Annotated in this window: 19 protein-coding genes and 1 pseudogene; 8 read left to right on the forward strand and 12 right to left on the reverse strand. The window is 61.2% G+C overall.

The genetic code is table 11. The features are described 5' to 3' along the window. Positions 1 to 5: 5 nt before the first annotated feature. Positions 6 to 329: an anthranilate 1,2-dioxygenase ferredoxin subunit AndAb gene (andAb, locus tag HHL24_RS07845; protein ID WP_169484944.1), complete on the forward strand. Its 324-nt coding sequence runs from the start codon at positions 6 to 8 to the stop codon at positions 327 to 329. Continuing rightward, positions 319 to 1,536 (forward strand): anthranilate 1,2-dioxygenase system ferredoxin--NAD(+) reductase, encoded by a 1,218-nt coding sequence (gene andAa, locus HHL24_RS07850; RefSeq protein WP_169484945.1) that lies wholly within the window; start codon positions 319 to 321, stop codon positions 1,534 to 1,536. Before andAb ends, andAa begins: the two co-directional genes overlap by 11 nt. A 116-nt stretch (positions 1,537 to 1,652) precedes the next feature. Here the strand turns inward: andAa and HHL24_RS07855 are convergent, their stop codons facing one another. Then, positions 1,653 to 2,558, reverse strand: a complete 906-nt coding sequence (locus HHL24_RS07855) for an NAD(P)-dependent oxidoreductase (protein WP_206002759.1) — start codon at positions 2,556 to 2,558, stop codon at positions 1,653 to 1,655. 599 nt (positions 2,559 to 3,157) lie between these two features. Between HHL24_RS07855 and HHL24_RS43890 the strand changes: the two are divergent. Then, a pseudogene (locus tag HHL24_RS43890) lies at positions 3,158 to 3,241 on the forward strand (alpha/beta hydrolase); the annotation flags it as partial. Positions 3,242 to 3,443: 202 nt separating this feature from the next. On the opposite strand, the gene HHL24_RS07865 reads toward HHL24_RS43890, so the two are convergent. Further along, on the reverse strand, positions 3,444 to 5,099 hold the full coding sequence (locus HHL24_RS07865; protein ID WP_169484947.1) for a tetratricopeptide repeat protein: 1,656 nt from the start codon (positions 5,097 to 5,099) through the stop codon (positions 3,444 to 3,446). Positions 5,100 to 5,350: 251 nt separating this feature from the next. On the opposite strand from HHL24_RS07865, the gene HHL24_RS07870 reads away from it, so the two are divergent. From HHL24_RS07870 to HHL24_RS07885, 4 genes are all read left to right on the forward strand, one after another. Continuing rightward, positions 5,351 to 6,748 carry an NHL repeat-containing protein gene (locus HHL24_RS07870; protein ID WP_206002760.1) on the forward strand — a complete coding sequence of 466 codons (1,398 nt, stop codon included), beginning with the start codon at positions 5,351 to 5,353 and terminating at the stop codon, positions 6,746 to 6,748. Between the two features lie 375 nt (positions 6,749 to 7,123). After that, a complete protein-coding gene (locus tag HHL24_RS07875; protein ID WP_169484948.1) occupies positions 7,124 to 7,855 on the forward strand; it encodes a class I SAM-dependent methyltransferase in 732 nt (243 codons plus the stop codon). A gap of 309 nt (positions 7,856 to 8,164) precedes the next feature. Continuing rightward, entirely contained in the window at positions 8,165 to 8,710 is a 546-nt protein-coding gene (locus tag HHL24_RS07880) for a DUF6817 domain-containing protein (protein ID WP_169484949.1), read from the forward strand. 549 nt (positions 8,711 to 9,259) lie between these two features. Beyond that, positions 9,260 to 10,207 (forward strand): alpha/beta hydrolase, encoded by a 948-nt coding sequence (locus HHL24_RS07885; RefSeq protein ID WP_407947487.1) that lies wholly within the window; start codon positions 9,260 to 9,262, stop codon positions 10,205 to 10,207. 125 nt (positions 10,208 to 10,332) lie between these two features. On the opposite strand, the gene HHL24_RS07890 is transcribed toward HHL24_RS07885, so the two are convergent. From HHL24_RS07890 to HHL24_RS07900, 3 genes are all read right to left on the reverse strand, one after another. Continuing rightward, a complete protein-coding gene (locus HHL24_RS07890) occupies positions 10,333 to 11,082 on the reverse strand; it encodes a CBS domain-containing protein (protein ID WP_169484950.1) in 750 nt (249 codons plus the stop codon). 249 nt (positions 11,083 to 11,331) lie between these two features. Further along, positions 11,332 to 12,462 carry a polyamine ABC transporter substrate-binding protein gene (locus HHL24_RS07895; RefSeq protein WP_169484951.1) on the reverse strand — a complete coding sequence of 377 codons (1,131 nt, stop codon included), beginning with the start codon at positions 12,460 to 12,462 and terminating at the stop codon, positions 11,332 to 11,334. A gap of 63 nt (positions 12,463 to 12,525) precedes the next feature. Then, positions 12,526 to 13,830, reverse strand: a complete 1,305-nt coding sequence (locus tag HHL24_RS07900; protein WP_169484952.1) for an NAD(P)/FAD-dependent oxidoreductase — start codon at positions 13,828 to 13,830, stop codon at positions 12,526 to 12,528. A gap of 154 nt (positions 13,831 to 13,984) precedes the next feature. Between HHL24_RS07900 and HHL24_RS07905 the strand changes: the two genes are divergently transcribed. Continuing rightward, on the forward strand, positions 13,985 to 14,890 hold the full coding sequence (locus tag HHL24_RS07905) for a LysR substrate-binding domain-containing protein (RefSeq protein WP_169484953.1): 906 nt from the start codon (positions 13,985 to 13,987) through the stop codon (positions 14,888 to 14,890). Positions 14,891 to 14,955: 65 nt separating this feature from the next. Here the strand turns inward: HHL24_RS07905 and HHL24_RS07910 are convergent, their stop codons facing one another. From HHL24_RS07910 to HHL24_RS07940, 7 genes are all read right to left on the reverse strand, one after another. Next, a complete protein-coding gene (locus HHL24_RS07910; protein ID WP_169484954.1) occupies positions 14,956 to 18,009 on the reverse strand; it encodes an efflux RND transporter permease subunit in 3,054 nt (1,017 codons plus the stop codon). Positions 18,010 to 18,021: 12 nt separating this feature from the next. Next, positions 18,022 to 19,173: an efflux RND transporter periplasmic adaptor subunit gene (locus HHL24_RS07915; protein ID WP_169484955.1), complete on the reverse strand. Its 1,152-nt coding sequence runs from the start codon at positions 19,171 to 19,173 to the stop codon at positions 18,022 to 18,024. A gap of 117 nt (positions 19,174 to 19,290) precedes the next feature. Next, positions 19,291 to 20,796 (reverse strand): efflux transporter outer membrane subunit, encoded by a 1,506-nt coding sequence (locus HHL24_RS07920; RefSeq protein ID WP_169484956.1) that lies wholly within the window; start codon positions 20,794 to 20,796, stop codon positions 19,291 to 19,293. Positions 20,797 to 21,124: 328 nt separating this feature from the next. Further along, positions 21,125 to 21,508: a response regulator gene (locus HHL24_RS07925; protein WP_169484957.1), complete on the reverse strand. Its 384-nt coding sequence runs from the start codon at positions 21,506 to 21,508 to the stop codon at positions 21,125 to 21,127. 184 nt (positions 21,509 to 21,692) lie between these two features. After that, positions 21,693 to 22,829 carry a sensor histidine kinase gene (locus tag HHL24_RS07930; protein ID WP_206002761.1) on the reverse strand — a complete coding sequence of 379 codons (1,137 nt, stop codon included), beginning with the start codon at positions 22,827 to 22,829 and terminating at the stop codon, positions 21,693 to 21,695. Positions 22,830 to 23,363: 534 nt separating this feature from the next. Then, entirely contained in the window at positions 23,364 to 24,014 is a 651-nt protein-coding gene (locus HHL24_RS07935; protein ID WP_169484958.1) for an MAPEG family protein, read from the reverse strand. A 217-nt stretch (positions 24,015 to 24,231) separates the two neighbouring features. Beyond that, complete coding sequence (locus tag HHL24_RS07940) at positions 24,232 to 25,302, reverse strand: polyamine ABC transporter substrate-binding protein (RefSeq protein WP_169485114.1); 1,071 nt, start codon at positions 25,300 to 25,302, stop codon at positions 24,232 to 24,234. Between the last annotated feature and the right edge of the window lie 90 nt (positions 25,303 to 25,392).

The raw sequence follows: 25,392 nt of genomic DNA on the forward strand, positions 1-25,392 counted from the left end.
GGGACATGGAACAGACAATTGAGAACTGGCAGACCATCGGCACGCTCGATGACTTTACTGAAGGGGAACCCGCGGCCGTCATCGCAGGCGAGCGCCAAATCGCGGTGTTCCGCGTCGGCGACGACGTGTTTGCATTGAACGATCTGTGCACGCACGGCCGTGCGCGTCTGTCTGAGGGATACGTGGAAGACGGTTGCGTCGAATGTCCGCTGCATCAGGGGCTCATCGATATCCGCACCGGTGCGCCGCGTTGTGCGCCGATCACGGAAGCAGTGCGTGCGTTCCCGATCCGGATCGTCGATACGCGGGTGGAAGTCAATGTCCAATGAACGGCATGTGATTGTCGGCGCCGGCCATGCGGCGCGGCGCGCGGCGGAGACGCTGCGCGCACTGAATGCGGACGTGGAAATCGTGATGATTGGCGAGGAGCCGCATGCGCCGTACGACCGGCCCGCGCTGTCGAAAGACGCGCTGATGTCCGAGGAAGGCGAGCGGAAGGCTTTTATCCGGCAGCGTGACTGGTACGCGGCGCATCGTATCGATTTGCGTCTGTCCGCAACGGTGACCGAAGTCGTTCGGAGGCGGGCATGCGTGCGGCTGCACGACGGCAGCGAAATCGGCTATGACAGACTGTTGCTGGCCACGGGTTCACGCGTGCGCCGCTTCAGTGGCCCCTTGGACCGACGCGTGCCACTGCACTATGTGCGCACGCTTGCCGACGCACGGGCATTGCGCGCTGTTCTTGCACCGGGCAAGCGCGTCGCGATCCTCGGTGGCGGCTTCATCGGGCTCGAAGTAGCCGCCGCCGCGACTCAGGCGGGCTGCAAGGCGACCGTGATCGAGCCGGCACCGGCGCTGCTGCAGCGCGCGCTGCCAGATAGCGTGGCGCATCACATCGGCGCGCTGCATGAGCGCAATGGTGTCGACCTGCGTCTTGGTACGATGCCCCATGCGATCACCTACGAGAACGGGGGCGCGTCAATCGAGATCGATGCGGGCGCCGTGGCTGCGGATGTCGTCGTAGCTGGCATAGGTGTCGTGCCGAACGTCGAGCTCGCTGAAGCATGTGGGCTTAACGTGAGCAACGGCATCGTGGTCGATGAACAGTGCCGTACAAACGACCCGGCGATCTTCGCCGCAGGCGAAGTCACGATGCACGCCAATCCGTTGCTTGGCCGCAGCGTCAGAATCGAATCCTGGCAGGTGGCGGAGAACCAGCCCGTGGTTGCCGCGGAAAACATGCTTGGAGGCGGCGCGATATACGCGGAATTGCCATGGCTATGGTCGGACCAGTTCGACTGCAATGTTCAGACACTGGGCATCATTGAGGCGCAGCATCGTCTCGTTACGCGCGGAGATCCCGCTACCGGCTCGTTCTGTGTCATGGCGCTGGACGAAATCGGGCGTATGCGAGCTGCGGTTTCCGTCAATTCAGGACGTGATATTGGGGCATGCAGGCGATTAATCTCCAGCGGCACGGTCATGGACGATGTGCGACTCGCCGACGCTTCTGTTTCACTACGGTCGTTACTGTGACGGCTTCGTTGTTAAATTTGCGTCAGCGTTGACGTTTCGTATTGGAGTTGTGACCGGCGTCGCGGCCCGCTGAGAGGTTCGATATTCATTGGCCGTTCCATCTACCATGTCGATCACTACGCGCCCTTTGCTTTGCCCCTCGCCTCGGTGCGCGCTTCGATCGCGTGCACCACGGCCGCCATGTCGGCTTGACCGTGACCCAACTCGGCGGTCTCGGTATACAGGTCAAAGCAGACATCCAGCAGCGGCGACGCGAGATTCGCGTTGCGCGCCGCTTCGGCCGCGAGCCGGTTGTTCTTCAGCACATCGAGGATCGAAGCCTGCACCGTGAAATCCTCGTTCACGAGCTTGTCGACCTTCACGCGTGATACGTTGCTCGCCATCGGGCCCGCGTCGAGCACGGCCTGGAATTGCTTCATGTCGAGCCCGTAGCGCCGCGCGAGATGCGACGCCTCGGCAAGCGCGGTCACCATCGGAATCAGAAACGTGTTGACCGACAGCTTCATCAGAAGCCCTGTGGGCACCGCCCCGCACGTCACCGTTTCGTGGCACATCGGCTTGAGGAGGGGACGGACTTCTTCGACAGCCGTGGGCTCGCCTGCCAACATCGCCACCAGTTGCCCCGCTTCGGCCGGCTTGCGTGAGCCTGAGACAGGCGCCTCGACGTACTGTCCTCCCGCCGCGCGGACGTCGGTTTCGAGGCCACGCGAATAGTCGGCCGATGTCGTCCCCATGTGCACGATCGTGTGCTGTGCGACGTTCGTCGAGAAATCGGCGGTGTGGCGGCCGAGCACCGCGTCAAGCGCCGTATCAGTCGCCATCATCAGGATGACGATGCTGGCCTGCCGGAAGACGTCGCCGGCGCTGTCCGCAACCTGTGCGCCCGCGTCGCGCAACGCGGCGCAACGTTCCGGCGTGCGGTTCCACACTACCAGTGCGGTGCCGGCACGCGCGAGGTTGAGCGCCATCGGCTGCCCCATCACGCCGAGGCCGATGAATCCTACTTTCATGAAGGTCTCCATTTTTTAACCGTTGCTTGTGGCCACGGTTTGGTGGATCGGGTGTGGGTGAGCACGCACGACAAAAGGGCGGCCGCTTTGGCCATCCCGTCACGCGCTCTCCAACGGTGTCGATCAAGCCGGGCGACGCCGCTCAGTCTATCTAAATTGCCGCAATCACGCCTGGACACTATGCCGATGGCGGATCCGCCGCCGGCCGATTGAGCGTCGGCGACGGGCGACTCGTTCCGTGTGGGCGGACGTTCGATTCAGTGGGCGCGATCGTCGACACTCGCCTCGCAGGCAATCCGTCTACTTAGCGAAGGGGTTCAAGGAGTTCGATACGGTTTCCAAACGGATCGGCTGTAAAAAACCGTGTGAGACCCTCGATCGGACTGTCGTTCTTCACCTGGTAGCCAGCGTCTTCTAGAGAGATGTGCTACTAGCGGCCGCAGTGGCGGGCGTCGGTGTCATGCTTCACCCATGGAACTGGCGAAGGGCGAGCTCGATCGTGGCAATCTGGTTGTCTTGCGTCCGGGTTATCAGGCTCCTTCGCGGCCATTGCACGTTCTATATGTCCACGATCGCCGAGTGACATTCAAGCTGCGGAGCTTTCTGGAGCCGGTGCGAGTCATTCTGTTTATGAGTCGCGGCCCAAGGAAGTCGCAGCGGTCATCGAGGATGCGGCCAGGCACGCGCAGCAATGAAGACAGGGATGCAGCAGAGCAATTGCGATTCCGCGCGAGCGGTGGGCGCGTTCAATCGGCTTGCGTTGACGAAGTCGCGCTGGTCGTGCCCACGGACCTCAAGACACACGTTACGGTGTCGTCCGTCACCTCGGGGCGCTAAAACGTCAGTGGCAATCTGGAAGCGGACATCTGATCGCGGCGCGACATGGACGCCCCGCCGTTATCCGTGGGCCGGGGCCTGTTGACCTGGAAGCTTGCCAGTGCGCAGCGCCTCGGCCACACGTTCAAGCAGCGAAGGCCAGTCCCCGATCGCAGCCTGACGCCATACCGTGACGGTCGGATACCACGGCTGCTGCCCTTCGCCCGGCTCGAACCAGTTACCGCCATGCGCAGGCAACAGCCCGAGCGCCTGCTTGCCCAGCGCGCCGGCCAGATGCAGCACTGACGTGTCCACGCTGATTACGTAATCCAGACATCCGATTAAGGCCGCTGTGGCCGCAAAGTCGGTCAGATCTGCTGTCGGGTCGACCAGATCCACTCCGTCCGGCGTCGGCTCTGCCCCCCGATAGGTCTCTGCTCGCGTGAGCCGATAGAAGCGCAGATTGGGCAATCCGGCGAGCGGCCGAGCAAGGTCAAGATCGAACCCGCGTTCGCCCTTGTCCTTCGGACCGGCCCGCCACGACAGCCCGATGCGCAGCGGACGCGTCGGTTCGAGCGACGCGAGCCGCCCCTCCCACTGTGCGATGTCGGCGCTGTCCGCATGCAGATACGGTATCTCGTCAGAAATGCCGGCTTTGCGCACTGGCCCCGGGTGCGCCAGCGCGAGTGCGACGCTCATGATCGGACAGTGCCAGTCCCACGCGTCGCCTGACTGCGCCGGCAGCCCGGTTTCGGCGATGACATCCACACCCGGGAAGCTTTGCCGGAATAGCCGCACGAGGGCGGGATGCACGGCCAGCGTCAAGCTCGCAGGACCTCGCGCGGCCACGAGCGGAAGGTAGCGCGCGAACTGCAGCGTATCGCCGAAACCCTGCTCGCCCCACACCAGCAGGCGCTTGCCTGCGAGCGGCTCGCCGCGCCACTGCTGCGCGGACGAATAACGGTACGCGTGATGCAGATCGCGGCTGCCCTGCCAGCGGGACTCGTACAGCGGAAACGCTTCTTCGTAGCGTCCGAGCCGGATCAGCGATAGAGACCGGTTAAAGCGCACACCGTCGGCTGTTGCCGCATCGGCAATGGGCAGTACGCTCGCGTAGGTGTCGGCCGCCTTTGCGTGATCGCCGCGCGTCGCCGCCGACAGCGCGAGATTGCCCGCTGCGCTCGCGTTGCGCGGGTCGCGCTCCAGCGCCTCGCGAAACAGCGCTTCTGCCTCGTCGTAGCGCCCCAGCCCCAACAGCACCGTACCGAGGTTGGTCAGGCAGCTTACGTGGGCCGGGTCGATCGCGAGGGCGGCGCGATACGCCGCTTCAGCGGCGGAAGGCTCATCGGCGTCCCGCAGGAAATTGCCCAGGTTGTAGTGGGCTAGCACAAAACCCGGATGTGCTGCACATACCTCGCGCAACAGGTTGATCGCTGCGTCAGGCTGTCCCGTGCCGGCCAGCGCGGTGGCGAGGTTCGTCGGGTGCAGCGCGGAGGCGGGGTCCGCGCTGCGGGCCGCCTCGCAGTGATCGATTGCTTCGGGAAGGCGGCCTTGTTGAAGCCGCAGCGCGCCGAGCATGCCCAGCACGCTGCCGTGCAATGGCATTTGGCGCGCGAGTGCAAGCAGCAGTGACTCGGCGACGTCGAGCTGGCCGTCGGCCAGCTTCCGGCAGGCGAGTGCGTAAGCTTCGTCGGATGAAATCGGGCGCAGGCCGGTAGGAGCAGATCGGGTAGACATCGGGTTGATTCAGCGGTGAGTCAGGAGCCCGGATCTTACCGCCAACTGCGCGAACACCCACGCGGGACAACCCGCGCATCGCGCGCGATGCCGTCAGTGACCAGGGTATCGGGCGTCGACACTCAAGCTATACGCCCAACTGCCGTTAAACGATCGGAGAACTCGGTCTTCGCGCAACGACAGTGGTCACAGCGAGGCAGATCCGACTTTCATCAAAGATGCCTCGAAAAACGCCCATTCAGACAAGAGTGATGAAAAAACTAGCAGCCCCACCCCTACGTCAAGCGTACGTTGCATCGCTGTGCCTGTTCCTCGCCGCCTGCGGAGGAGTAGACCAGCCGCAGCAGGAGGCCAGTGCGCCCGCCACCAGTGTTCCCGCCAGTGTGCCCCCCACCGTCCCGCCCACTGTCCCGCCGGTAGTCACCTATACGATTGGCGGCACCGTCACCGGTCTTGGCAGCGGGTCGCTCGCCCTGCTCGACAACGGCGCCAACACGCTGACTCTGCAGGCCAATGGTCCTTTCACCTTCACCACGCCGGTCGCGTTCAACAACGCCTATTCAGTGACTGTCGGCACGCAGCCGCTGTGGCAGACCTGCTCGGTTGCAAACGGAAGCGGCACCGCCACGGCCAACGTGACGAACGTGGCAATCTCGTGCGCGGCCGCCCAGGCCATGGTGTCGACGCTAGCCGGCTCCGGGACAGTCGGCTCGGCCAACGGCACCGGCACCGCTGCGACGTTCAATAAGCCGGAAGGCGTGGCAGTAGACGCAAGCGGCAACGTGTACGTGGGCGATCGATTCAACGATATGATCCGCATGATCACCCCGGCAGGGGTGGTGAGCACCTTGGCCGGTTCCTCCACGCCTGGCACGGCCAACGGCACCGGCACCGCCGCATCATTTGACATGCCGTCCGGCGTGGCGGTCGACGCGAGCGGCAACGTCTACGTGGCCGATACCTACGGCAACAAGATCCGCAAGATCACGCCGGCAGGCGTGGTGAGCACCCTCGCCGGCTCCGGGACAGTGGGTTCGGCCGACGGCACCGGCACCGCCGCGTCGTTCGACGAGCCGTACGGCGTGGCGGTCGACGCGAGCGGCAACGTCTACGTCGCCGATACCTACGGCAACAAGATCCGCAAGGTCACACCGGCTGGGGTGGTAAGCACCGTGGCCGGCTCTGGGACGGCTGGCTCGGCCAACGGCACCGGCACCGCCGCGTCGTTCAACAAGCCGTTCGACGTGGCGGTCGACGCGAGCGGCAATCTCTACGTGGCCGATGGCGACAACAACGAAATCCGCATGATCACGCAGGCAGGAGTGGTGAGCACCCTGGCCGGCTCCGGGACGGCTGGCTCGGCCAACGGCACCGGCACTGCCGCGTCGTTCAACCAGCCGTTCGGCGTGGCGGTCGATGCGAGCGGCAACGTCTATGTGGGCGATGCGAGCAGCAACGAAATCCGCATGATCACACCGGCGGGCGTGGTAAGCACCCTGGCTGGCTCCGGGACGGCCGGTTCGGCCAACGGCACGGGCACGGCCGCGTCGTTCAACTCCCCGACTCACGTTGCAGTCGATGCAGGCGGGAACGTCTACGTGGGCGATTGGGCCAACAGTGAGATCCGCAAGATCTCACCCGCGCCGTAAGCCAGAACCACAGACGCAGTGCCGACGCTCGTGTGCATTGGCACTGCTCCGGTTTCAGTGCATGTAGTAGCGCAGCCTGGATCGAGACGTGCCGGATTTTTGCCAATCCCGGTCAAACCTTGAGACAGAGTGTGAGGACACGTTCTTCAATGTGACCGCGGGGACCTGGCTGGCAGAAAAAAAGTGCTGTGAAAGACCGCTGGCCCCTTGAAAGCTGCCGTTGGGGTGGTGCTGGGCCGAAAGAGCGAAATCGGTCGAACTGAGCCGGTCACGGTCGGACCGGGTGCGGCTGGAACCAGCCGGTCGACATCGGTATAAGATCATTGACAATGCACAACAACCCCTCTTTGACGCCGCAGCTAATGCATAACAGACATGGATGAATCGACGCAGTCCATCGGCCGTGTATCGTACTCCGAGTTTGCAGAACGCTACGCAGCTGCCGTTACGACAAAGCCGCACAATGCGCTCTACGAACGCCCCGCGACGATGTCGCTTCTTGGCGATGTCAACGGATTGCAAGTTCTCGATGCGGGATGTGGACCGGGCATTTGCAGCGAAAATCTCGCGCGAAAAGGCGCAACTGTTCACGCGTTCGATGTAACACCACAGATGGTCGAACTTGCACGTCATCGATGTGCCGAACTTCCGGTAGAAGTGGTGACAGGCGACCTTGCTTCTCCCCTCGATTGGCTTCCCGCCGAATCGTTCGACAAGATCTTGTGTTCGCTAGCCTTCGACTATGTGGAAGACCTTAAACCGGTTTTTAGCGAGTTTCGACGAGTCGCGCGACACGGAGCGACGTTGGTGTTTTCTATGGCGCACCCTATGCGCGACTGGATGGATGAACGAACTCGTGGCGAGGGGACATACTTCACGACCTCTCGCTTCGGATTATATTGGTCAGGCTTCGGCGAGCCGAAACCATACGTACAAGCGTACCGTCGGCCTCTTTCTGACATTCTCAATGGGTTGACTGAAAGCGGCTGGCTATTGGATCGCTTCGTCGAGCCTCAGCCGCTCGCCGAGATGCAAGGGGTGTCGGAACGTCTGCACGCGGAGCTATCACAGGCCCCTGCATTCATTTGTGTGCGTGCCCGCTGCTAGCAACCACGCGCGCATCGGACAGATTCCGGCCAAACACCGGCCATTGAAGGTTGTGGCAGGAATCCGCGACAATCAATTAAGTATCGATACGGGGAGCGTCGAAAATGTTGATTGCCTTCGGAGGACTAGCGGAGACCGGAAACACGACAGTAGCCCAAATGAGCTGCGTATGCCTATTGCGTGAGCCGACACACGGCCGTCGTTAAATTCGATCACACGATCTGTCTGCCAAATCGGTTTAGATCGCTGCGACTCTGGGCCGTGTGGTAGAAATTCGTTTGCCCTTCGATCGAGAACGGGAGCCATCGCATGGATGCGGATATTCGAGAGGTCTTGCGCCAATTCGGCACGGATGAAGTTGACCATTTCGGGCGGCCGCTGACGGAGCATCTCATGGAAACGAGCCGATGGCTTCAAAAATGGGGCAACCCGATGACCCTATCGCTTGCAGGAGCCTTTCACAGCATCTATGGCACAGAGGAGTTCAGGCAGAAGACACTACCTCTTGACCGGCGATCTGACGTTCGTGCTGTGATTGGAGCGGAAGCCGAAGCGCTGGCATATCTCTTTTGTTTCGCAAATCGACATTCGCTATTCGAACAAGCGGATGCGGGTCCGTTTGAAATCCCGCTGCCTTCACTGGGATATTCGACCGAAGTCAGCACGGAAACCTATACAGCGCTGATCGAGCTTGAAGCGGCAAACATTATCGATCAGGCGCTGCACCAACCCAATGCTCCCGCGCGGGCAGGACCGTTCTGGCTGGCACGATTCGATTTTAAGGCGGCGTTTCTTTCCGAGGGAGCCAAGGTCGATTGCAGACAGGTGCTCGGGTCACTTGGGCCGACTGTATGATCGTTTGCGGTCAGCCTGCATAGTTGACAATCGATCGTCGTTTCGCGGACGATTTGGACGCGCGAAGGAGAAACTCAAGGCATGTCGGACGTAACGCCTGAGCGCAACGCTCGCCTCTGGAAACGAACCATATCGGCCGACTCCGGAGCCGGCCCGCCATTGCTCAACTTACGTAACGTAACGATGGCAGACATTCCCGCGTTGGGGGCACTCTTTTCTGATGCCTTCATCCGGACGATCGATGACGCGAACCAAACTAAAGCTCATATGTCGCAAAAGCAACGGCAATCGTTGGAGGGCGATACGGAGAATGGATCCCTACTGCATCTTGGGCCATTGAGGACGGTGGGGCACTTCGGTCCGCGTGTCTTGTATGCGACACAGGCCCGCATCCGAGCGACTCTTCAGGAGTCACGGGTTCTTGCCTGAATTCGGTTGATCGTGATCTTCCAAACGGTTGACGAAAACCGAACGAAAGCGTTGTCCTTTATTGACGGCCTTGTTTGCGCATCGGAGCCGACGTGAATGGGTATTCTCGCGACTATCGCAATGGCTGCAACTATCCGAGCAGGAATCCCGCCACAGTTGGTGCGGGCGGACATCGACGCGCCGGGTCCGGCAGGGCCCTTGCGAGGCACGCTGCTATCGCCTGCTGCTCATGACGTGCCGGTGGTTCTGATCGTACCGGGTTCGGGCCCAACCGACCGGAACGGCAACGGGCCAAATGGTCTTCGGGCTTCGACGTACCGGCTGCTCGCCGACGGACTTCTAAATCGTGGCATTGCGTCGGTTCGAATCGACAAAAGGGGCATGTACGGTAGTGCGTCGGCGATACCTGATGCAGATGACGTCACACTCGACGACTACGCGGCGGACGTGCATTCGTGGGTGGCGACTATCCGAAAACGCACAGGTGCTTCCTGCGTATGGGTGTTGGGCCATAGCGAGGGCGGATTGGTGGCGCTGGTGGCCGCACAGCACGCGGCCAACATCTGCGGTCTGATCCTGGTATCCACAGCAGGACGCCCGCTCGGACAGGTATTGAGGGAACAACTGCAATCAAACCCTGCAAACGCTTCTATCCTGGATAACGCGATGTCGGTACTCGAAGCCCTCAAGGCTGGGCAAACGGTAGACGCGACGAAGATCGAACCTGCACTGATGCCATTGTTCAGGCCGCAAGTGCAGCGCTTTCTTATGAGTGAATTAGCAGTTGATCCGGCTAGCCTTCTGGCAGGTTACACAAAGCCGGTGCTCATCGTGCAGGGATTGCTGGATCTTCAGGTCGCCCCCCAGGATGCGCAACTGCTAAAGCATGCAAATCCCCATGCCGAACTCGTGCTTGTCGCCGGCGCCAATCATGTCCTCAAAGCGGTACGCACTCGGGACCGGAAAGATAACCTCGCCGCTTACTCGGACCCAGATCGTCCCCTGGCCGATCACGTCGTCGAAGTGATTTCGACTTTCGTGCAGAACTCGGCGGCGGGTCGACGTTAGATTCGATCGAATTGTTTGCCGAAGCCTTCTTGGACTGCTTGATAAGCCCTCCGCCAGCACGGTTGTGAAGGTGCATTGCGGCATTCGCGGCGGCTCTTGCGATGAATGCACCTTGTCTTGACGCGTCATTCCCGAGGGTGGTCCTCGCGGTCGATCTCCCCAGCGGCCTGTTCCCAGAACTGCACATCCCGGCCCTCCGGCGTACCCGCGCGCTCCCACACCTCACGGGCGCGGCGTAGTATCCGGGCCTCTCTCTCTGAGGTCGGCTCGCGTTCTTCAACCGTTGCACCCTCCGCATCGACACGGACACTCGTCACGTCATATCCGTCCGCGAGCTGGTGCCACACCGTGACCTTGTTCAGCTGTTCGAACTGACAGATCGCCGTCGAGATCGCCTCCGCCTTGGTGCCCTGGGCGACCGAAATGCGCATCAATTCACTGTGATGCGGGTGACCGCTGTGGTCAGTGAATGTCTTATGAAAGATCACTTCATAAGGACGTCGCTGGGAGGTGCCACCGCCCACGTCAGACAGGGAAATGACGCCTACCAGGTGCCGGTTCCCACGGTCGAGGACCGCCAGACGATGTACATGATTCTGGTTCATGATGGTGGCGGCATGTTCGATCGGATCATCATCGAAGCAGAAAAGTACCTCGGCCGACATCGCTTCGCGCACGGTCATCTGACTGACGTTTCGTGCGTCCGCGACGCCGCGCATCGTGATATCGCGGTCCGTGAGCATCCCGATCACGCGCGTGTCCTGGCACACCGGGAGCGCGCCAATGTTTTCGTTCTTCAGCTTGCGGGCTGCTGTGTCGAGCGTTTCCTCCGCCTGAACGCGGACCGGCTCTTTCATCATGTCTTTGACTAGCATAGCGTTGCTCCTGGTACGGGTGCCTTGAGAGGGTGCGCCCGCGCAACGCGGTTAGCAGTAGATCTCAGACCTCACGAATGCGGTTCTGTAAACCCGGAGATACCAAACTCCGGGATGGTCAACGTTTCAGACTACGCCGAAGCGGACGCAAATGCGGTCCGATAGCGTACAGAGACGCGAACGCTGGCCCGATCAGCGTCATACAGGAGCTTCGCAGCAGCGATGTGTTCGATCGCGAATTTCACGAGCTCAGTGGAGCGTTTTCAGTTGCGACCACAAGCGGTTTTCAAGGCGCACGATTTCAACCGACGTCGGCTTCATCAGCGTCATCTTCTTGAGGACGTCGTCCGGCGGGTACACCGTCGGATCCTGTGCGACGGCAGGCGTAACAAACTGGCGCGCCGCGTGGTTCGCCGTCGGATAGAACACCTCATTGGTGATCGCCGCGTTAACCTTCGGGTCCTCGATATAGTTGATCCACCTGAGCGCCGCTTGCGGGTGCGGTGCGTCTTTCGGGATCGCCATCACATCGAACGCCAGCAGGCCGCCTTCCTTTGCATTCGAGAACCTGATGTCATACGAACGTTTGGCTTCGGCGCTGCGCCGGCGCGCTATGCCGACGTCGCCGGCAAAACCGATCGCCACGCAGACGTCATTGTTCGCGAGGTCGTTGATGTAGCCGGACGAGTTGAACTCAGTGATGTATGGGCGCACCTTCTTCAACATCTCGAACGCGGCCTGATAATCGGCCGGGTTGGTGCTGTTCGGGTCCTTGTGCAGGTACTGTAGCGCCGCGGCAAACACGTCGACCGACTCGTCGAGGAATGAGACACCGCAACCCTTGAGCTTTGAGAGGTTAGCCGGATCGAACACCAGCGCCCAGCTGTCGATCGGCGCATTCGCACCGAGCGCCTTCTGCACCGCCTGCACGTTGTAACCGATGCCGGTGACAGCGAACGCCCAGGGCACACCGTACTGATTGCCCGGGTCGGCGCCTGCGACCATCTGCATGAGCACAGGGCTGAGATTCTTCAGGTTCGGCAGTTGCGATTTGTCGAGCTTCTGATACACGCCGGCCTGAATCTGCCTGGCCATGTAGTTCGACGTCGGCACCACGATGTCGTAGCCAGAACTGCCCGCTAGCAGCTTGGCCTGCAGCGTGTCATTGCTGTCGTAGTTGTCGTACCGCACGTGAATGCCGGTTTGTTTCTCGAAGGTCGGCACCGTATCCTTCGCGATGTAGTCCGACCAGTTATACACGTTCAGTTCGGCGTCCGCGGCACGGGCGGCGGGCGCTGTCCATACCAGGAGGGTCGCCGCAATATAAGCGCCGGCGACGACCGCGCGGCGCAGACGAGTTGCAGGATGACAAGCGCGCATGATGTTTTCCTTGCGTGTGATGTTGCGAAAATCTCAGTGGTTTTGCGGATGCAGCATTCGCTCTCAGGACTCGGTTCTTGCCTGAAGCGCTTCGTATCGCAGACGTATCGAGGCACCGATGTCGAAGAACGGCCGAGGTGGAAGCCAGCCAGGTTTCGCGTTGTCAAGGACTGAAGCCAGCAACGCTGACTGGCCTCCCGACGCCATTTCGGCCAGCAGTCGTCCCCACAGCGTGCCGCGCGCTACCCCGGAGCCGTTGCATCCGGCAGCGGAATAAACGCCCTCTGCCAGTTTTCCGAAACGTGGCTCGCCTGATCTCGTGGCGCTCAGGTGGCCAGTCCAGGTAAATTGCAGATGCTCGTCCGTGATCCAGGGGAACCGGCGTTGCAACCCGCGCAAGTGTTTGGCCCGGCGCGCCACCAGGGAATGGCCGGTCAGGTCGCGCTGGCGATATTCCACTGTGTTACGAATCAGCAGCCGCTTGTCCGGCGTCAGGCGTAACGTGGCACCGGCAGGACGAGTTGAGAGTACGCCCCAGGGCGCCGCACTCCCCAGGCGGCCATATTCGTCGTCGTTCAGCGGACGGCTAAGCGACGCACTGAGCTCAAGGGGGAAGACCGTACTGTCCGCCAGCCCTATCCTTGATAGAAATGCACCGACACAGGCAATCACCTGGCCCGCCTCGATGTGTCCATTGATGGACCGCGCGCGAATACCGCCTTGGCTCAAACGCTCAAGACCGGTGATGTCAGTATTTTCGTAGACCGAAACATTGGCGGGCAACGCATCCAGCAACCCCTTCGCATACTTCGCCGGCTGCAATAGCCCGTTCCCGCCCCGACACCATATCCCCGCCCGGTAGAACGGTGAGCCCAGTCGTTGCGACAACACCTCACCCTCCAGCAGTTCGGCGGCCGCACCCGCTTCACGCAGGGTTTGCACCTGGAGGTCCGCCTCCTCAAGTTTGGCCGGGTCGTGGACAGCGAAGAGATAACCGGCATCGCTCAGATCACACTCGATGCCGAAGCTCGCCACACGCCGGCGAACCTCTTCGCTGGCGGCTTTGCCAATGGCGCTCGAGACGTGATACTGGGTATTCAGTTGCCGACCGGTGAGCTCATCGGGCGCAGGCCGCTCATAGGCGACCACGAAACCTGAGTTTCGCGCCGAAGCGCCTTGAGCGGCGCGCTGACGATCGACCACGATGATGCGCGACTGCGGATGCAGTTCGGCGAGCGTATGCGCTGCCGACAATCCCGTGAAGCCTCCACCGATCACCAGCCAATCCGCTTTCTGCGGTCCCTTCAGGGTCGCTGCGGGCGGTGAGACGCCGGCTTGAGCGATCCAGCCACAGATATTTTTGACCACAATCGTGTCCCCTCAGTATTACGGATAACCAAGGCGGTCGAAAGTATGAATAATTAGCATGCTAGATCGACACTGCCTTCGCTTGAGTGTCAATATATTGGGACCTGGATGCGTTATCCAGCGCTATAAATTCATTGGAGCATTCAGAAAACGCATGGATAAGCTCTATCGTCCACCGTCGATCGGCGCCCTTCAGGCACTGTCGCTCGTTGCCGAGTCGGACAATTTCACCGAAGCGGCAGAAAAGTTGCATCTGACCCAGAGCGCGGTGAGCCGGAAGATTCAGCAACTTGAAAGCCACTACGGTGTGCCGCTGTTCGCTCGCAACAGTCGCAGCGTGCAACTGACCGAGCACGGCGAAGCGGTGCTGGAGGTGGCGCGAAAAATACTCAGAGAACTCCAGATGCTTGATGAGCGGATATCGCCCCGGGACAGGCCCTTTCGCATCCGTATCTTCGTGTCTCTGGCGGTTCGCTGGCTATTGCCGCGGCTGACCCGCTTTTATGCCCAGCACCCCGACCTGTCGCTGTCGATCGAGACCGTCGCGACGGAATTGGTCGATCCCTCCGGTAATTGCGACGCCTATATCCTCTATCTGCCCGAACCGCCGGATGACCCCGCATTCATCACGCTGTTCGATGAGGTTCTGGTACCGGTGTGCGCGCCTGTTGCCGTCAACGACAAGCCGCTTCCAACGTCTTTGGAAGAGTTGGCGCAGTACACGCTCATTCACGGTTCCACCGGCCAGCACGAGTGGGCAACGTGGTTGAAGGCCCACGGCGGATCGGCTGCCAGGAACTATAAGCACATCACTTTCAATCTGGATGAGCTTGCAATGAATGCCGCCGCTCGCGGGCTGGGCGTCGCGATGACGGACCTGACCTTGGCGCAGGAATCAATCAATCGTGGCGATCTGGTGATCCCTTTCGGCACGCCTTTGAAGACCAAGGGGGTCTACGTGCTTTGGCTGCAGACCGCGGGCGCCCTGCATCCGGCCCGGCAACGCATCTTGCGGTGGCTCGCCGAGCAGGAGATAGGGAGGGAGGGCGGCTTTCCGTGAGGCGGAGGTTGGCACGTGTCCAATGCCGGCGAGAAGCCGGCCGATTTTCTATGGCATGCTAAACGCTAACTCGCCTTCGGTGCCTCAGCTTCCCGGTGATGATCGGCGGCGAGAAACATATACATCGAAGGCACCACGAACAACGTAAAGAGGGTGCCGATCGACAGCCCCGTAAAGATCACAAGCCCCATCGCATTGCGGCCCGCGGCGCCTGCGCCCGAAGCGAACACGAGCGGCGCGACGCCGAGCACCATCGCCGCCGTTGTCATCAAAATCGGGCGCAGCCGCACGCCCGCGGCTTCTTCCAGGGCTTCGCGCTTCGATCTGCCGGCGTGTTGCAACTCGTTGGCAAACTGGACGATCAGGATGCCGTGCTTGCTGACCAGCCCCATCAGCGTGACGAGCCCGACCTGCGTGTAGATGTTCAGCGTCGTCAAGCCGATGTTGATGAAGATGAGCGCACCGAAGAGCGCCATGGGTACCGAAATCAGGATCACGATCGGGTCACGGAAACTTTCGAATTGCGCCGCGAGCGCAAGGAACACAATGATCGTCGCGAACATCAGCGTGATGACGAAACCGCCGGACTCCTGCACGAACTGCCGCGATTGTCCCGAGTATTCTGCCGAATACCCCGCTGGTGCGACCTGCGCGGTCGCCTTGCGCAGAAAATCGAGCACCTCGCCTTGTGACACGCCCGGCACGATCACGCCTGAGATCGTCGCCGAGTTGAGTTGCTGGAAGTGATTGATCGATTCAGGCACGACGTTGTGTTCAAGATGCGCAATCGTCGAAGCCGGAATGACACTGCCGTCCGGCGTGCGAAGGTAGTAATCGAGCACCTGCGAAGGATTCAGGCGATCGGTTTGCAATACCTGCGGAATCACCTTGTACGAGCGTCCGGCGATCGAGAAGTAGTTGACATAGCCGCCGCCGAGCGCCGAACCGAGCGCTTGCCCGACGTCGCTCTGCGAGAGCCCGAGCGAGGCGACCTTGTCGCGGTCGACGATGAGCCTGGCTTCCGGTTTGTCGAGTTTGAGATCGCTGTCGACGAAGAAAAACATCCCGCTCGCGCGGGCTTTTTGCAGGACTGCCTGCGACACCTCGTTGAGATTCTCGAAAGGCTCGGTCGTGCTGATGACGAACTGCACCGGCAAGCCCTGCGAGCCGGGCAGCGGCGGAAACTGGAACGCTGCGACGCGCGCCCCGGCAATCTGATTCCATTTCTGCTGCAATTCCTGCTGCAAAGCGGTTGCGCCTTTGCTGCGCTGGTCCCATGTCTTGAACAGCACGCCACCGATCCCCTGGTTGAGTGTCGGTGCACCAGTGAGCTGGAACATCTGCGCGTATTCAGGCAACGCTTTGGAGATGTTGAATACCTGGTCCGCATACGTCTGCATCTGCTGGATGGTCGCGTTCGGCGGCCCTTGAATCTGCGACAGTACGATCCCTTGGTCCTCCTGCGGCGCGAGCTCCGATTTCGACGTCATGAACAGGTAGACCGTGCCGCCGAGCAGTAGCGCGCCCATCAGGGTGAACACGGGCCAGGTGTCGAGCGTCGCGTGCAACAGACGGCCGTAGCCACGATGAACGCGTTCGAACTGGCGGTCGACGAAACGCGCGAAGCGCCCGGACTCCTGGTCCGCGCGAAAGAAGCGCGAGCACATCATCGGCGACAATGTCAGCGCGATCACACCGGAGACCGTCACCGCGCCGGCGAGCGAGAAGGCGAACTCGGTGAAGAGGGCACCCGTCAGGCCGCCCTGAAAACCGATCGGCACATACACGGCAATCAGCACCACGGTCATCGCGAGAATCGGCCCGCCGAGCTCGCGCGCGGCGATCAGTGCGGCATCGAATGGCGCTTTGCCTTCCTCCTTCATGTGGCGATCGACGTTTTCGACGACGATGATCGCGTCGTCCACGACGAGCCCGATCGCAAGCACGAGCGCGAGCAGTGTCAGCAGATTGATCGAATAGCCGAGCAACTGCATCACGAAGAACGTGCCGATGAGCGACAACGGCATCGCGATCAGCGGCACGATGACCGCTCGGAAGCTGCCGAGGAACAGGAAAATCACCGCCGTGACGATCACCAGCGACTCGGCCAGCGTCTTGATGACTTCGACGATCGCCGTGTTGACGAAATCGGTCGCGTCATAAACGATGTCCCCGGTCATGCCGGTCGGGAACTGCTTCTGCAGCCCGGGAAAGATGGCTTTCACGCGCTTAGCCACATCGAGGATGTTGGCGTCCGGCGCGACCTTGATGCCGATGAACACCGAACGCTTGCCGCTGAACGCGACGTTGAAGTCGTAGCTGTCGGCGCCGAGCACGACGTTCGCGACGTCGTCGAGGCGCACGATCGCGCCGTTCTTCTGTTTGATCACGAGTTGCTTGAAGTCGTCGACGGTATGCAGGTCCGTGCCCGCGTTCAGGTCGACGCTGACCATCTGCCCCTTCGTCGTGCCGAGCGTCGCGAGGTAGTTGTTGTTGCCGAGTGCCGTGAAGACGTCGGCCGCCGTCACGCCGTGCGCGGCGAGCCGCGTTGAATCAAGCCACGCACGCAACGCAAATTGCCGGCCGCCAAGAATTTCGGCGGTCTGCACGCCTTCGATCGAATCGAGCTTGGGCTTGATGACACGCAGCAGGTAATCCGTGACGTTGTTGCTCGGCAGCACGTCGCTGTAAAAGCCCATGTACATTGCGTCGGTGGTCTGCCCGGTCTGTACCGTGAGCATCGGCTGCTGCGCTTGCGGCGGCAACTGGTTGCGCACCGACTGGATCTGCGTGTTGATCTCGGTCAGTGCGCGGTTTGCGTCATAGTTCAGGCGCAGCGTCGCGGTAATGGTCGACACGCCGGTACTGCTCGTCGAGGACAGATAGTCGATGCCTTGCGCCTGGGCGATCGCCGCCTCGAGCGGCTGTGTGATGAAACCGGCGATGGTGTCGGCGTTCGCACCATAGTAAGCCGTGCTGATTGTCACGACAGCGTTTTCGGTCTGCGGATACTGGCTGACTTTCAGGGCGGCCAGCGAGCGCAATCCAAGCACGAGAATCAGCAGGCTCACGACCGATGCAAGTACGGGCCGCCGGATAAAGAGATCGGTGAATGTCATCGCGCGGTCTCTCTATTGTTCCTGAGGCGCCGGGTTCGGACTGTCCGTCGGCTGCACGCTGTTGTTGATGACGAGCGGCGTACCGTTCTTGAGCTTGAGCTGCCCGCTCGTCACGACCTGCGCGCCAGCGTCGACACCTTTAAGGATCGCAACCTGATCGCCGCGCGTCGGTCCTGGTGTGACGAACACCTGCTGCGCGACGGGCAGCGTCTTGCCCTGTGCGTTGGGTTGTGTGCCCGGCTTGACGAGGAACACGGTCGCGCCATAGGGGTTGTAGGTGATGGCCGTTTGCGGCAGGGTCAGGTAGCGCTGTCCGGCGCCCGCGTCGATCTTCACGTTCGCGTACATGCCCGGCAGCAGCTTGCGCTCATGATTGTCCACGCTGGCTTCGATCTGCACGTTGCGCGTGGCGCTGTCGACTTTCGGGCTGACCGACTGGATCTTGCCCGTGAACGTTTGTCCGCTGTACGCATTGGTGTCGACCACGATGGTCTGGCCGATCGCGAGCTGGCCAAGCTGCTGCTGCGGCAGGTAGAAATCGGCGTAGATCGGATCGATCGCTTGCAGCGTGACGATCGCGTCGCCCGGATTGATGTACTGCCCCGGATTGATCGTGGTGATCCCGAGGCGCCCCGCAAACGGCGCGCGGATCGTTTTCTTTTCGACCAACGCGGCCTGTCCCGCGACTTGTGCCTGCTTGCCCTTCAGGTCGGCGGCGTCCGCGTCGAGTTGCGCCTTGGCGATCGCCTTGATGTCGTACTGCGCCTGATCGCGCCGGTAGACGGTCTGCGCGAGTTCTGCTGCTGCTTCTAACGAATGGAGCAGGGCGACGTCGGCGTCGTCGTTGAGCCGGACGAGGACCTGTTTGGCTCTCACTTCCTGCCCCGAGCTGAACGCCACCTCGCGCACGAGGCCCGCGACTTCCGTGGTGACATCGACGCCGCGCACGGCACGCAGGCTGCCGACCGCCGCAAGCTGCGGTTGCCACGACTGAAAGCTGGCGACGACCGCCGAAACGGTGGCGGGCGGCGCCGCGTTGCCCGCCATGAACTTGGCGAACATATGCGTGCGGAACTGGTTGAAGCCAACGAGTGCGGCCAGCAGCAGGCCGACACAGATCAGCATGATCACCATCCGCTTTGTCATCGGTTTTCTTTCGGTCATCGTGAGGTCCTTGCACGGCATGGGGCGAAGCGCCGGACGGTTCGTTCATTCGTTCCTTCGTTTCTGACAGTGCGTGTTGCAAAGAGCGGTGCGGCGAGTGTCCTGCCGGGCTATGTGTCAATGCGTCGTTGCTGCGGTGGCGGGCGCTGCGGCGTTCCACCAGCCGCCACCGAGCGCCTGGAAAAGGGCCGCGGTGTCGGCGTAGCGGGATGCCTGTGCCTGCGCGAGGCTCACCACCGTTTGCTGGTACTGGCGTTGGGCATCGAGAAGCGACAGGTAGCTCACTCCGCCGATGCGATACTGCCCGCGCGTGAGTTCAAGCGAATCGCTAGCGGAGCGCCAGGCATCCGTCTGCGCTTTCAGGCCGGTCGCGTCGTGATCGAGCGCGCGCAGCGAGTCCGCGACGTTCTGGAACGCCAGCAGCACCGTTTCACGATATTGCGCGTCGGCCTGCTCGTACGCCGCCTCGGCCGCGCGCTTCTGCGCACTCAGTTGTCCGCCGTGGAAGACCGGTTGCAGCAGGCCGGCGCCCAGGCTCCAGATCGTGCTGCCGGCTTTGAAGACCTGTGCCGGCGTCAGGGCCTCGGCGCCGTAGCTGGCGGACAGCGTGATCTGCGGATACATCGCCGCAGTCGCCGCGCCGATTTGCGCGCTGGCCTGATGCAGCACGGCGTCGGCCGCGAGGATGTCGGGCCGTTGCTGCACCAGTGCCGACGGGAGACTGACAGGCAGCGTCTCGGGCAACGAAAACATCTCGAGCCTGAATTCGGGCAACGCGGCGTCGCTGGGCAGTTTGCCGGCCAGCACGGCGAGCTGGTGACGCACCTGGTCGAGTTGTTGTTGCAGCGGCGGCAGCGTTGCGCGGGTCTGTGCCAGCAGGGTCTGCTGCGAGAGCACCACCGTCCGGCCCACGCCCCCCAGTTCGAACTGCTTACCGAGTACGCCCAGTTGCTCATCTTCTTCCGCGGCGATCCGCTGGGTTGCCTCGATCTGTGCGCGCAGTGACGCTTCCTTGACGGCCGCGGTCACAATGTTGGCGGACATCGCGAGATAGGCGGCCTGCAACTGGAAGCGCTGATAATCGACTTGCGCGTGCAACGCTTCGAGTTCGCGTCGTGCGCCGCCGAACACGTCGAGTTTGTACGACACGTTCACCGATGCGTTGTAGAGATTGAATTCATCGACGACTCCGGGCTCGCCGAACGAGATGCCGTTCAATTTTTCGCGCGTGGCGCCAAGCTGCGCGTCGACGCTGGGCAGAAGGGTGCCACCGGCTTGGGCTGAGAAGTTTTCGCGCGCCTGCCGCAATGCGGCTTGCGCCGCGGCGATGTTCGGGCTGTTGACGAGGGCCTGACGGATCAGCGCATCGAGCGGCTCGCAATGAAACAGCGCCCACCAGGCGGCGGGAATGTCCTGTCCCGGCACAAAGCGCTGCGGCAAGCCGGCAGCCCCCCGAGCAGAGGCCGTCTGCTCGGGCAACGGTGAGGCGGTGTAGGTGTCGGTAGCTGGCGCGGGGGGCGTGCGGTAGTCGGGACCGACCATGCAGCCGGCCACTGCGGCGCAGCCGCATAGCGCGACGCATAGGCGCCGCCGCCGGACAATAGGCTGATGAGCGTCGATCATCGATCCACCTTATATCGCCTGCGTTTAGCTTAAACGAGGGAGCGGACGCGGATATTCAGGCAACGTAAACTTTTGGTGTTTCTTTTTCCTGACGTCGGAATTTACCATGCAGGACGATATCTACGCGTAGCCTAGCATGGTCGATTGCTGCGCTTGCGCACGAGATCACGTAGTCAGTGTGCTTGACGGTCTTTCAGGCTGTCACCTGCATGGCAAGGGATTTCCCTGGGGGCGGCGTACCGGCGGTGCCGCGAAGGCAACCGCGGCCGACCATCGATCACGCCAATCGGCCCGAGCCGCCGCATCGTTCGGATACTGGATGGGGTGTTCAACGCGGAGCAATCCCGAGGTTGATAGCAGCCAGGACGACTGGCATCAGAACCGGCTTCACGAAATAGTAATCGAATCCGCTGCGCATCGATTCCGCCCGTTCAGACGGCGTGGCTAGACCAGTAAGGGCTACCAGCAGTGGCGCAGGGGTCGCCCGGACACCGCGTATCTCTCTCGCTACCGCGCGCCCATCGAGACGTGGCATCTCGATGTCGAGCAACACGACGGCCGGATGCCACGCACAGTATTCGGCGAGTGCGTCTGCACCGTTCACGGCGATGCGGATGTCAAAACCGTAGTCGTAAAAGAACAGTCCATACGCGGCCAGTAAATCTGGATCGTCATCAGCGATGAGCAGGCGCGCGGCCTCGGCAGTAAACATTCGATTCCCCAAGTTGCCACCAACTGCAGCAATTTCAGGTCCCGAGGAAGCCGGTGGGAAATTGGACTCGCATGGAGACTGGATAAGATATCGCTATGTTCCACCATGAAGGCGCGAGACACGAGTCGGGTCGCGGATTAGTCGCGTGGATCGTGTCGTACGCGTGGTGTGACAGCGGTCACGCTTAGCTTGACGTGACTGCGTATCGAGGCAGGGCAATCGTGAAGACACAACCGGTGCCGGGCACATCGCGGACGCTAAGGACACCGTTATTTGCCTCGACGCTGCGCCTCGCGATTGAAAGGCCTAGCCCCAGTCCGGTTCTGTCCTCGCCATTCTGGGTGAACGGCAGGAACAGTCGTTCTGCGTCGCCGGACGGGAGGCCGCCGCAATGGTCCTTCACATCGATCAGGACGCGGTCCGACAACGCGTACGCGTCCAACGTCACTTCGGTGTGTTCGTGCGTGAATTTGAAGGCGTTTTGCAGCAGGTTTCCAACCGCCGAAAAAAGCTGGTCGCGATCCCCGCTAATGGCAAGCCGTGGATCCACAGTGGAAACCGTCAATACGCATCCGCGAATCTGCGCCGCAAGGTCAGCGGCATATTTCACTTCAGCGATGAAGTCGGCAACGGAAAACATCCTCGATTGCAAAGAAATTCCTGCGGCCGTACGGACCTCATCCAGAGAGTGAGCTATCAGATCGCGCAATCCGTTCAGGCTCCGCTCCAGAACCGACCCTGTGGCTCCGGACAGACTTAGATTTCCGGTCTTCGCTGCGGTAAACGCGAGCGTTGCAGTTTGAAGAAAGTTACGTAGTTCGTGCGCGAAAAACCCCAGCCGTTCATGCATCTCAACGGCCTGCCTGTCCGCCACGGCAAAATCGCGCTGGTAGCTGAACTCGGTGACCGCATCGGCAATCGCATTGTCCAGGCAGCGGTTAAGGGTTCGAAACTCGTCTACAAGAAACGGCGCATCGCGCTCGTACGCGAGATCAGTAATGGCCTGGCACAGGTCGCCATAGTCGTGAACGACCTGGTCAACCGAAAACCCGAGCTTCAACAACTCCCGTCCGTGCTGCGCCGCTCCCTCGCCGATTTCGGATAAAGACGCGCCGCCGCCCGAAGGACCTGAAATTTTGCGGCTGTCCAGGGGCTCCGACGTTTGTTCCATTCGAAGCGTCCTGATGAGCTGATCCAGGAATAGCGGCACACCATTCTGAAGTTGCTGCGCGGTTGCCTTGCGCGCAGGCCTCTGGGCCACCTTCGCCCGACACCGCGCTATCAGTTCATCGCGGTTGTTTGCCAGAAAAACGTGCATCATGACGCGCCCCCTGGATGTTGGTTTCGTCTTTGTATGAGTGGCGCCAGACCGCCGCAGAACCGCCAGCGCACTTGTACGCCAGCACGGTTGTGAAGGTGCATGGCGACATTTCGCGGCTGCTGCTCTTGCAATGAATGCTCGTTGTCCCGAGACGCGTCATTCCCGAGGGTGAAGCTTTCTAAAATAGACGGAACGCCTTATCTCAACCCGAAATACCCGAGTACAAACAGAACGATGACTACGGCTCCGACAAGCCAGATGATGTTGTTCATGACACTCTCCTCAAGTTCGACACTAGCCTAACCAGCGGTGCGACGCGTAGGTCGCGAACCAGCTGGCGAAGCGTGCAGCGGAACCCGGCGTTTTGTCACAACAAAGACTTGAACGGTTGCGCCAGTTGCCGGCTACGAATGCGTGCCTCGCGAGAGAAACCCGGGAATCACCGGCGCACGGCGGACGCAACGTATCTTTCTCATATGCGGCAGGGTACGTCTGTACGGTAGCAGTCCGAATGCCTAAAGAAAGCCAATACGCTCAGAACAGCGTGGCATCTTTCGCCGGCCGCGTGCCCCAAAACAACACCGCTTCGATCGTGAAAAATGCCACGACCGGCACAATCGCCCCCACCGTCCCCGCGATCTCACGTCCAAACCGGCTCACCACATAAAGCAGCACGATCATGCTGATTGCCATGCCCGGCGCCCCGAGCCCGCGTAGCGCCGCGCTGCGGTGGTAGCCGAGCCAGAACGCGGCCCGCCCGGCGATCCAGACCACAGTCGTCGCTACGACCGCGCGCATGGCCGAGCCGTTGGGGCAATAGGCGGCCAGGCCGAACAGCGACGCCGCAAACACGATGATCTGTTCCACCGTGTTCTGCAGGTATCTCTGATTGACGCGCAACCTGCGTGTCTCGAAGCCCGCCAGCGGATCGAACGCGGGTGAAGTTAATCGCTCGTGCGCCACGGCTTCGACGCCGGTCACGAGGCAGAACAGCACAACAACACAGCAGCATTTAAGCGTGAGCAGCATCCGCGCGCCCAGGCTGTCCATGCCCGGCAGCGGCGATAGCAAAAGATCGATACCGAGCCAGAGCCCCGAGGCAAGCAGCGACGCGACCGCGATGCCGGCAATGCCGACCCTGCGTTGCCGGCGAAAGTCGAGCGAGTCATGGGCCGGGTCGGTCATAGATTTTTCCCCTAGCGTTTCGTACGGCGGCATGCGTTGCGAATGGCCGGGCCGTTGTCGCGGCGAACGTCGGCGATCGTCTTGAAGTCCGGCGCCCGCAGGGCGCAGCGGGAATGCAGGCACCCTCCAGAACCGGTCGGCATCAATGTACCAGAGTGGAGTTGCGACGCGACCACTTGAGGAAACCAGGGCCCAAATTTCAAAGATGAGAACCCGCCTATATGCCCGACTTCAGCTTCGCCCAGAGGCGGTGTTCCAGACGGAGGATCTCAACGGGTAACGGCTTGAGCGGGAACAAGGTCTTCATCACCGCCTCGGAAGGGTAAATAGTCGGGTCGTTGGCAATCTCTGGCTTGACGTATTTCCTCGCCGCCAGATTTGCGGTGGGATAGAAAACCTTGTTGGTGATCTCCGCATTGATCTCCGGTTGTTCGATGAAATTGATCCACGCGAGCGCGGCGTCTGGATTGGACGCATCCTTGGGTATGGCCATCATGTCGAAGCCGACGGGGGCGCCGGTTTTAGGGATGACATAGCTGATCGCGTAACTCTTGTGTGCTTCGAGCGCGCGATGCCTGGCGATGTTCACGTCGCCGGAATAGCCCAACGCGAGGCAGACGTCATTGTTGGCCAGGTCGTTGATATAGCCGGACGAGTTGAATTGGGTGATGTACGGGCGAATCTGTTTGAGTACATCGAACGCTGCCTGGTAGTCGGCGGGGTTCGTGCTGCTCGGGTCTTTGTGCAGATAGTGCAACACCTCGGGAAGCACGTCGGTGGGTTCGTCGAGCACCGAGACACCGCATTGCTTCAGCTTGGCCAGATTCTTGGGGTCAAACAGCAGGCTCCAGCTGTCGAGCTCGGCGTCGTTGCCGAGCGCAGCCTTCACCGTATTGACGTTCATACCAAGGCCGATCGTCACCCAAGCCCATGGAATGGCGTACTGGTCGCCCGGATCGGCGCTTTGCACCATCGCCATGATTGACTTGTCCAGATTGACGAGGTTAGGCAATTTGGACTTGTCGAGCTTCTGGTAGATGCCGGCGTCGATCTGTTTTGACAGGAAATTGGCGGAGGGCACAACGATGTCGTAACCGGTGCCGCCGGCAAGCAGTTTGGTTTGCAAGGTATCGTTGCTATCGTAGACGTCGTACTTCACCTTGATGCCAGTTGCCGCCTCGAACTGTTCGACTGTTTTATCGCCGATGTAATCGGACCAGTTGTAGACGCTGAGGACCGGACCTGCGCCCATGGCGATGCTGCTGGTGCCCAGCAGACAGCAGACCATACCGCGGAATAGCGTATTGTTCATGGCTCTCTCCCAATGACGTGGCTTGATCGGTGATACCGGCGCACAACGCAAACGGACAGCTTGATT

It is taken from the genome of Paraburkholderia polaris, from assembly GCF_012927345.1.
Lineage (GTDB): Bacteria > Pseudomonadota > Gammaproteobacteria > Burkholderiales > Burkholderiaceae > Paraburkholderia > Paraburkholderia polaris.

Excerpts from the sequence above, each read along its gene's own strand:
- andAb (WP_169484944.1), top strand. The coding sequence starts at position 6 with ATGGAACAGACAATTGAGAACTGGCAGACCATCGGCACGCTCGATGAC.
- HHL24_RS07915 (WP_169484955.1), bottom strand. The coding sequence starts at position 19,173 with ATGACCGAAAGAAAACCGATGACAAAGCGGATGGTGATCATGCTGATC.
- HHL24_RS07895 (WP_169484951.1), bottom strand. The coding sequence starts at position 12,462 with ATGCGCGCTTGTCATCCTGCAACTCGTCTGCGCCGCGCGGTCGTCGCC.
- HHL24_RS07910 (WP_169484954.1), bottom strand. The coding sequence starts at position 18,009 with ATGACATTCACCGATCTCTTTATCCGGCGGCCCGTACTTGCATCGGTC.
- HHL24_RS07905 (WP_169484953.1), top strand. The coding sequence starts at position 13,985 with ATGGATAAGCTCTATCGTCCACCGTCGATCGGCGCCCTTCAGGCACTG.
- HHL24_RS07930 (WP_206002761.1), bottom strand. The coding sequence starts at position 22,829 with ATGATGCACGTTTTTCTGGCAAACAACCGCGATGAACTGATAGCGCGG.
- HHL24_RS07880 (WP_169484949.1), top strand. The coding sequence starts at position 8,165 with ATGGATGCGGATATTCGAGAGGTCTTGCGCCAATTCGGCACGGATGAA.
- HHL24_RS07875 (WP_169484948.1), top strand. The coding sequence starts at position 7,124 with ATGGATGAATCGACGCAGTCCATCGGCCGTGTATCGTACTCCGAGTTT.
- HHL24_RS07865 (WP_169484947.1), bottom strand. The coding sequence starts at position 5,099 with ATGTCTACCCGATCTGCTCCTACCGGCCTGCGCCCGATTTCATCCGAC.
- HHL24_RS07890 (WP_169484950.1), bottom strand. The coding sequence starts at position 11,082 with ATGCTAGTCAAAGACATGATGAAAGAGCCGGTCCGCGTTCAGGCGGAG.
- HHL24_RS07885 (WP_407947487.1), top strand. The coding sequence starts at position 9,260 with ATGGCTGCAACTATCCGAGCAGGAATCCCGCCACAGTTGGTGCGGGCG.
- HHL24_RS07925 (WP_169484957.1), bottom strand. The coding sequence starts at position 21,508 with ATGTTTACTGCCGAGGCCGCGCGCCTGCTCATCGCTGATGACGATCCA.
- HHL24_RS07940 (WP_169485114.1), bottom strand. The coding sequence starts at position 25,302 with ATGGTCTGCTGTCTGCTGGGCACCAGCAGCATCGCCATGGGCGCAGGT.
- HHL24_RS07870 (WP_206002760.1), top strand. The coding sequence starts at position 5,351 with ATGAAAAAACTAGCAGCCCCACCCCTACGTCAAGCGTACGTTGCATCG.
- andAa (WP_169484945.1), top strand. The coding sequence starts at position 319 with ATGTCCAATGAACGGCATGTGATTGTCGGCGCCGGCCATGCGGCGCGG.
- HHL24_RS07855 (WP_206002759.1), bottom strand. The coding sequence starts at position 2,558 with ATGGAGACCTTCATGAAAGTAGGATTCATCGGCCTCGGCGTGATGGGG.
- HHL24_RS07920 (WP_169484956.1), bottom strand. The coding sequence starts at position 20,796 with ATGATCGACGCTCATCAGCCTATTGTCCGGCGGCGGCGCCTATGCGTC.
- HHL24_RS07935 (WP_169484958.1), bottom strand. The coding sequence starts at position 24,014 with ATGACCGACCCGGCCCATGACTCGCTCGACTTTCGCCGGCAACGCAGG.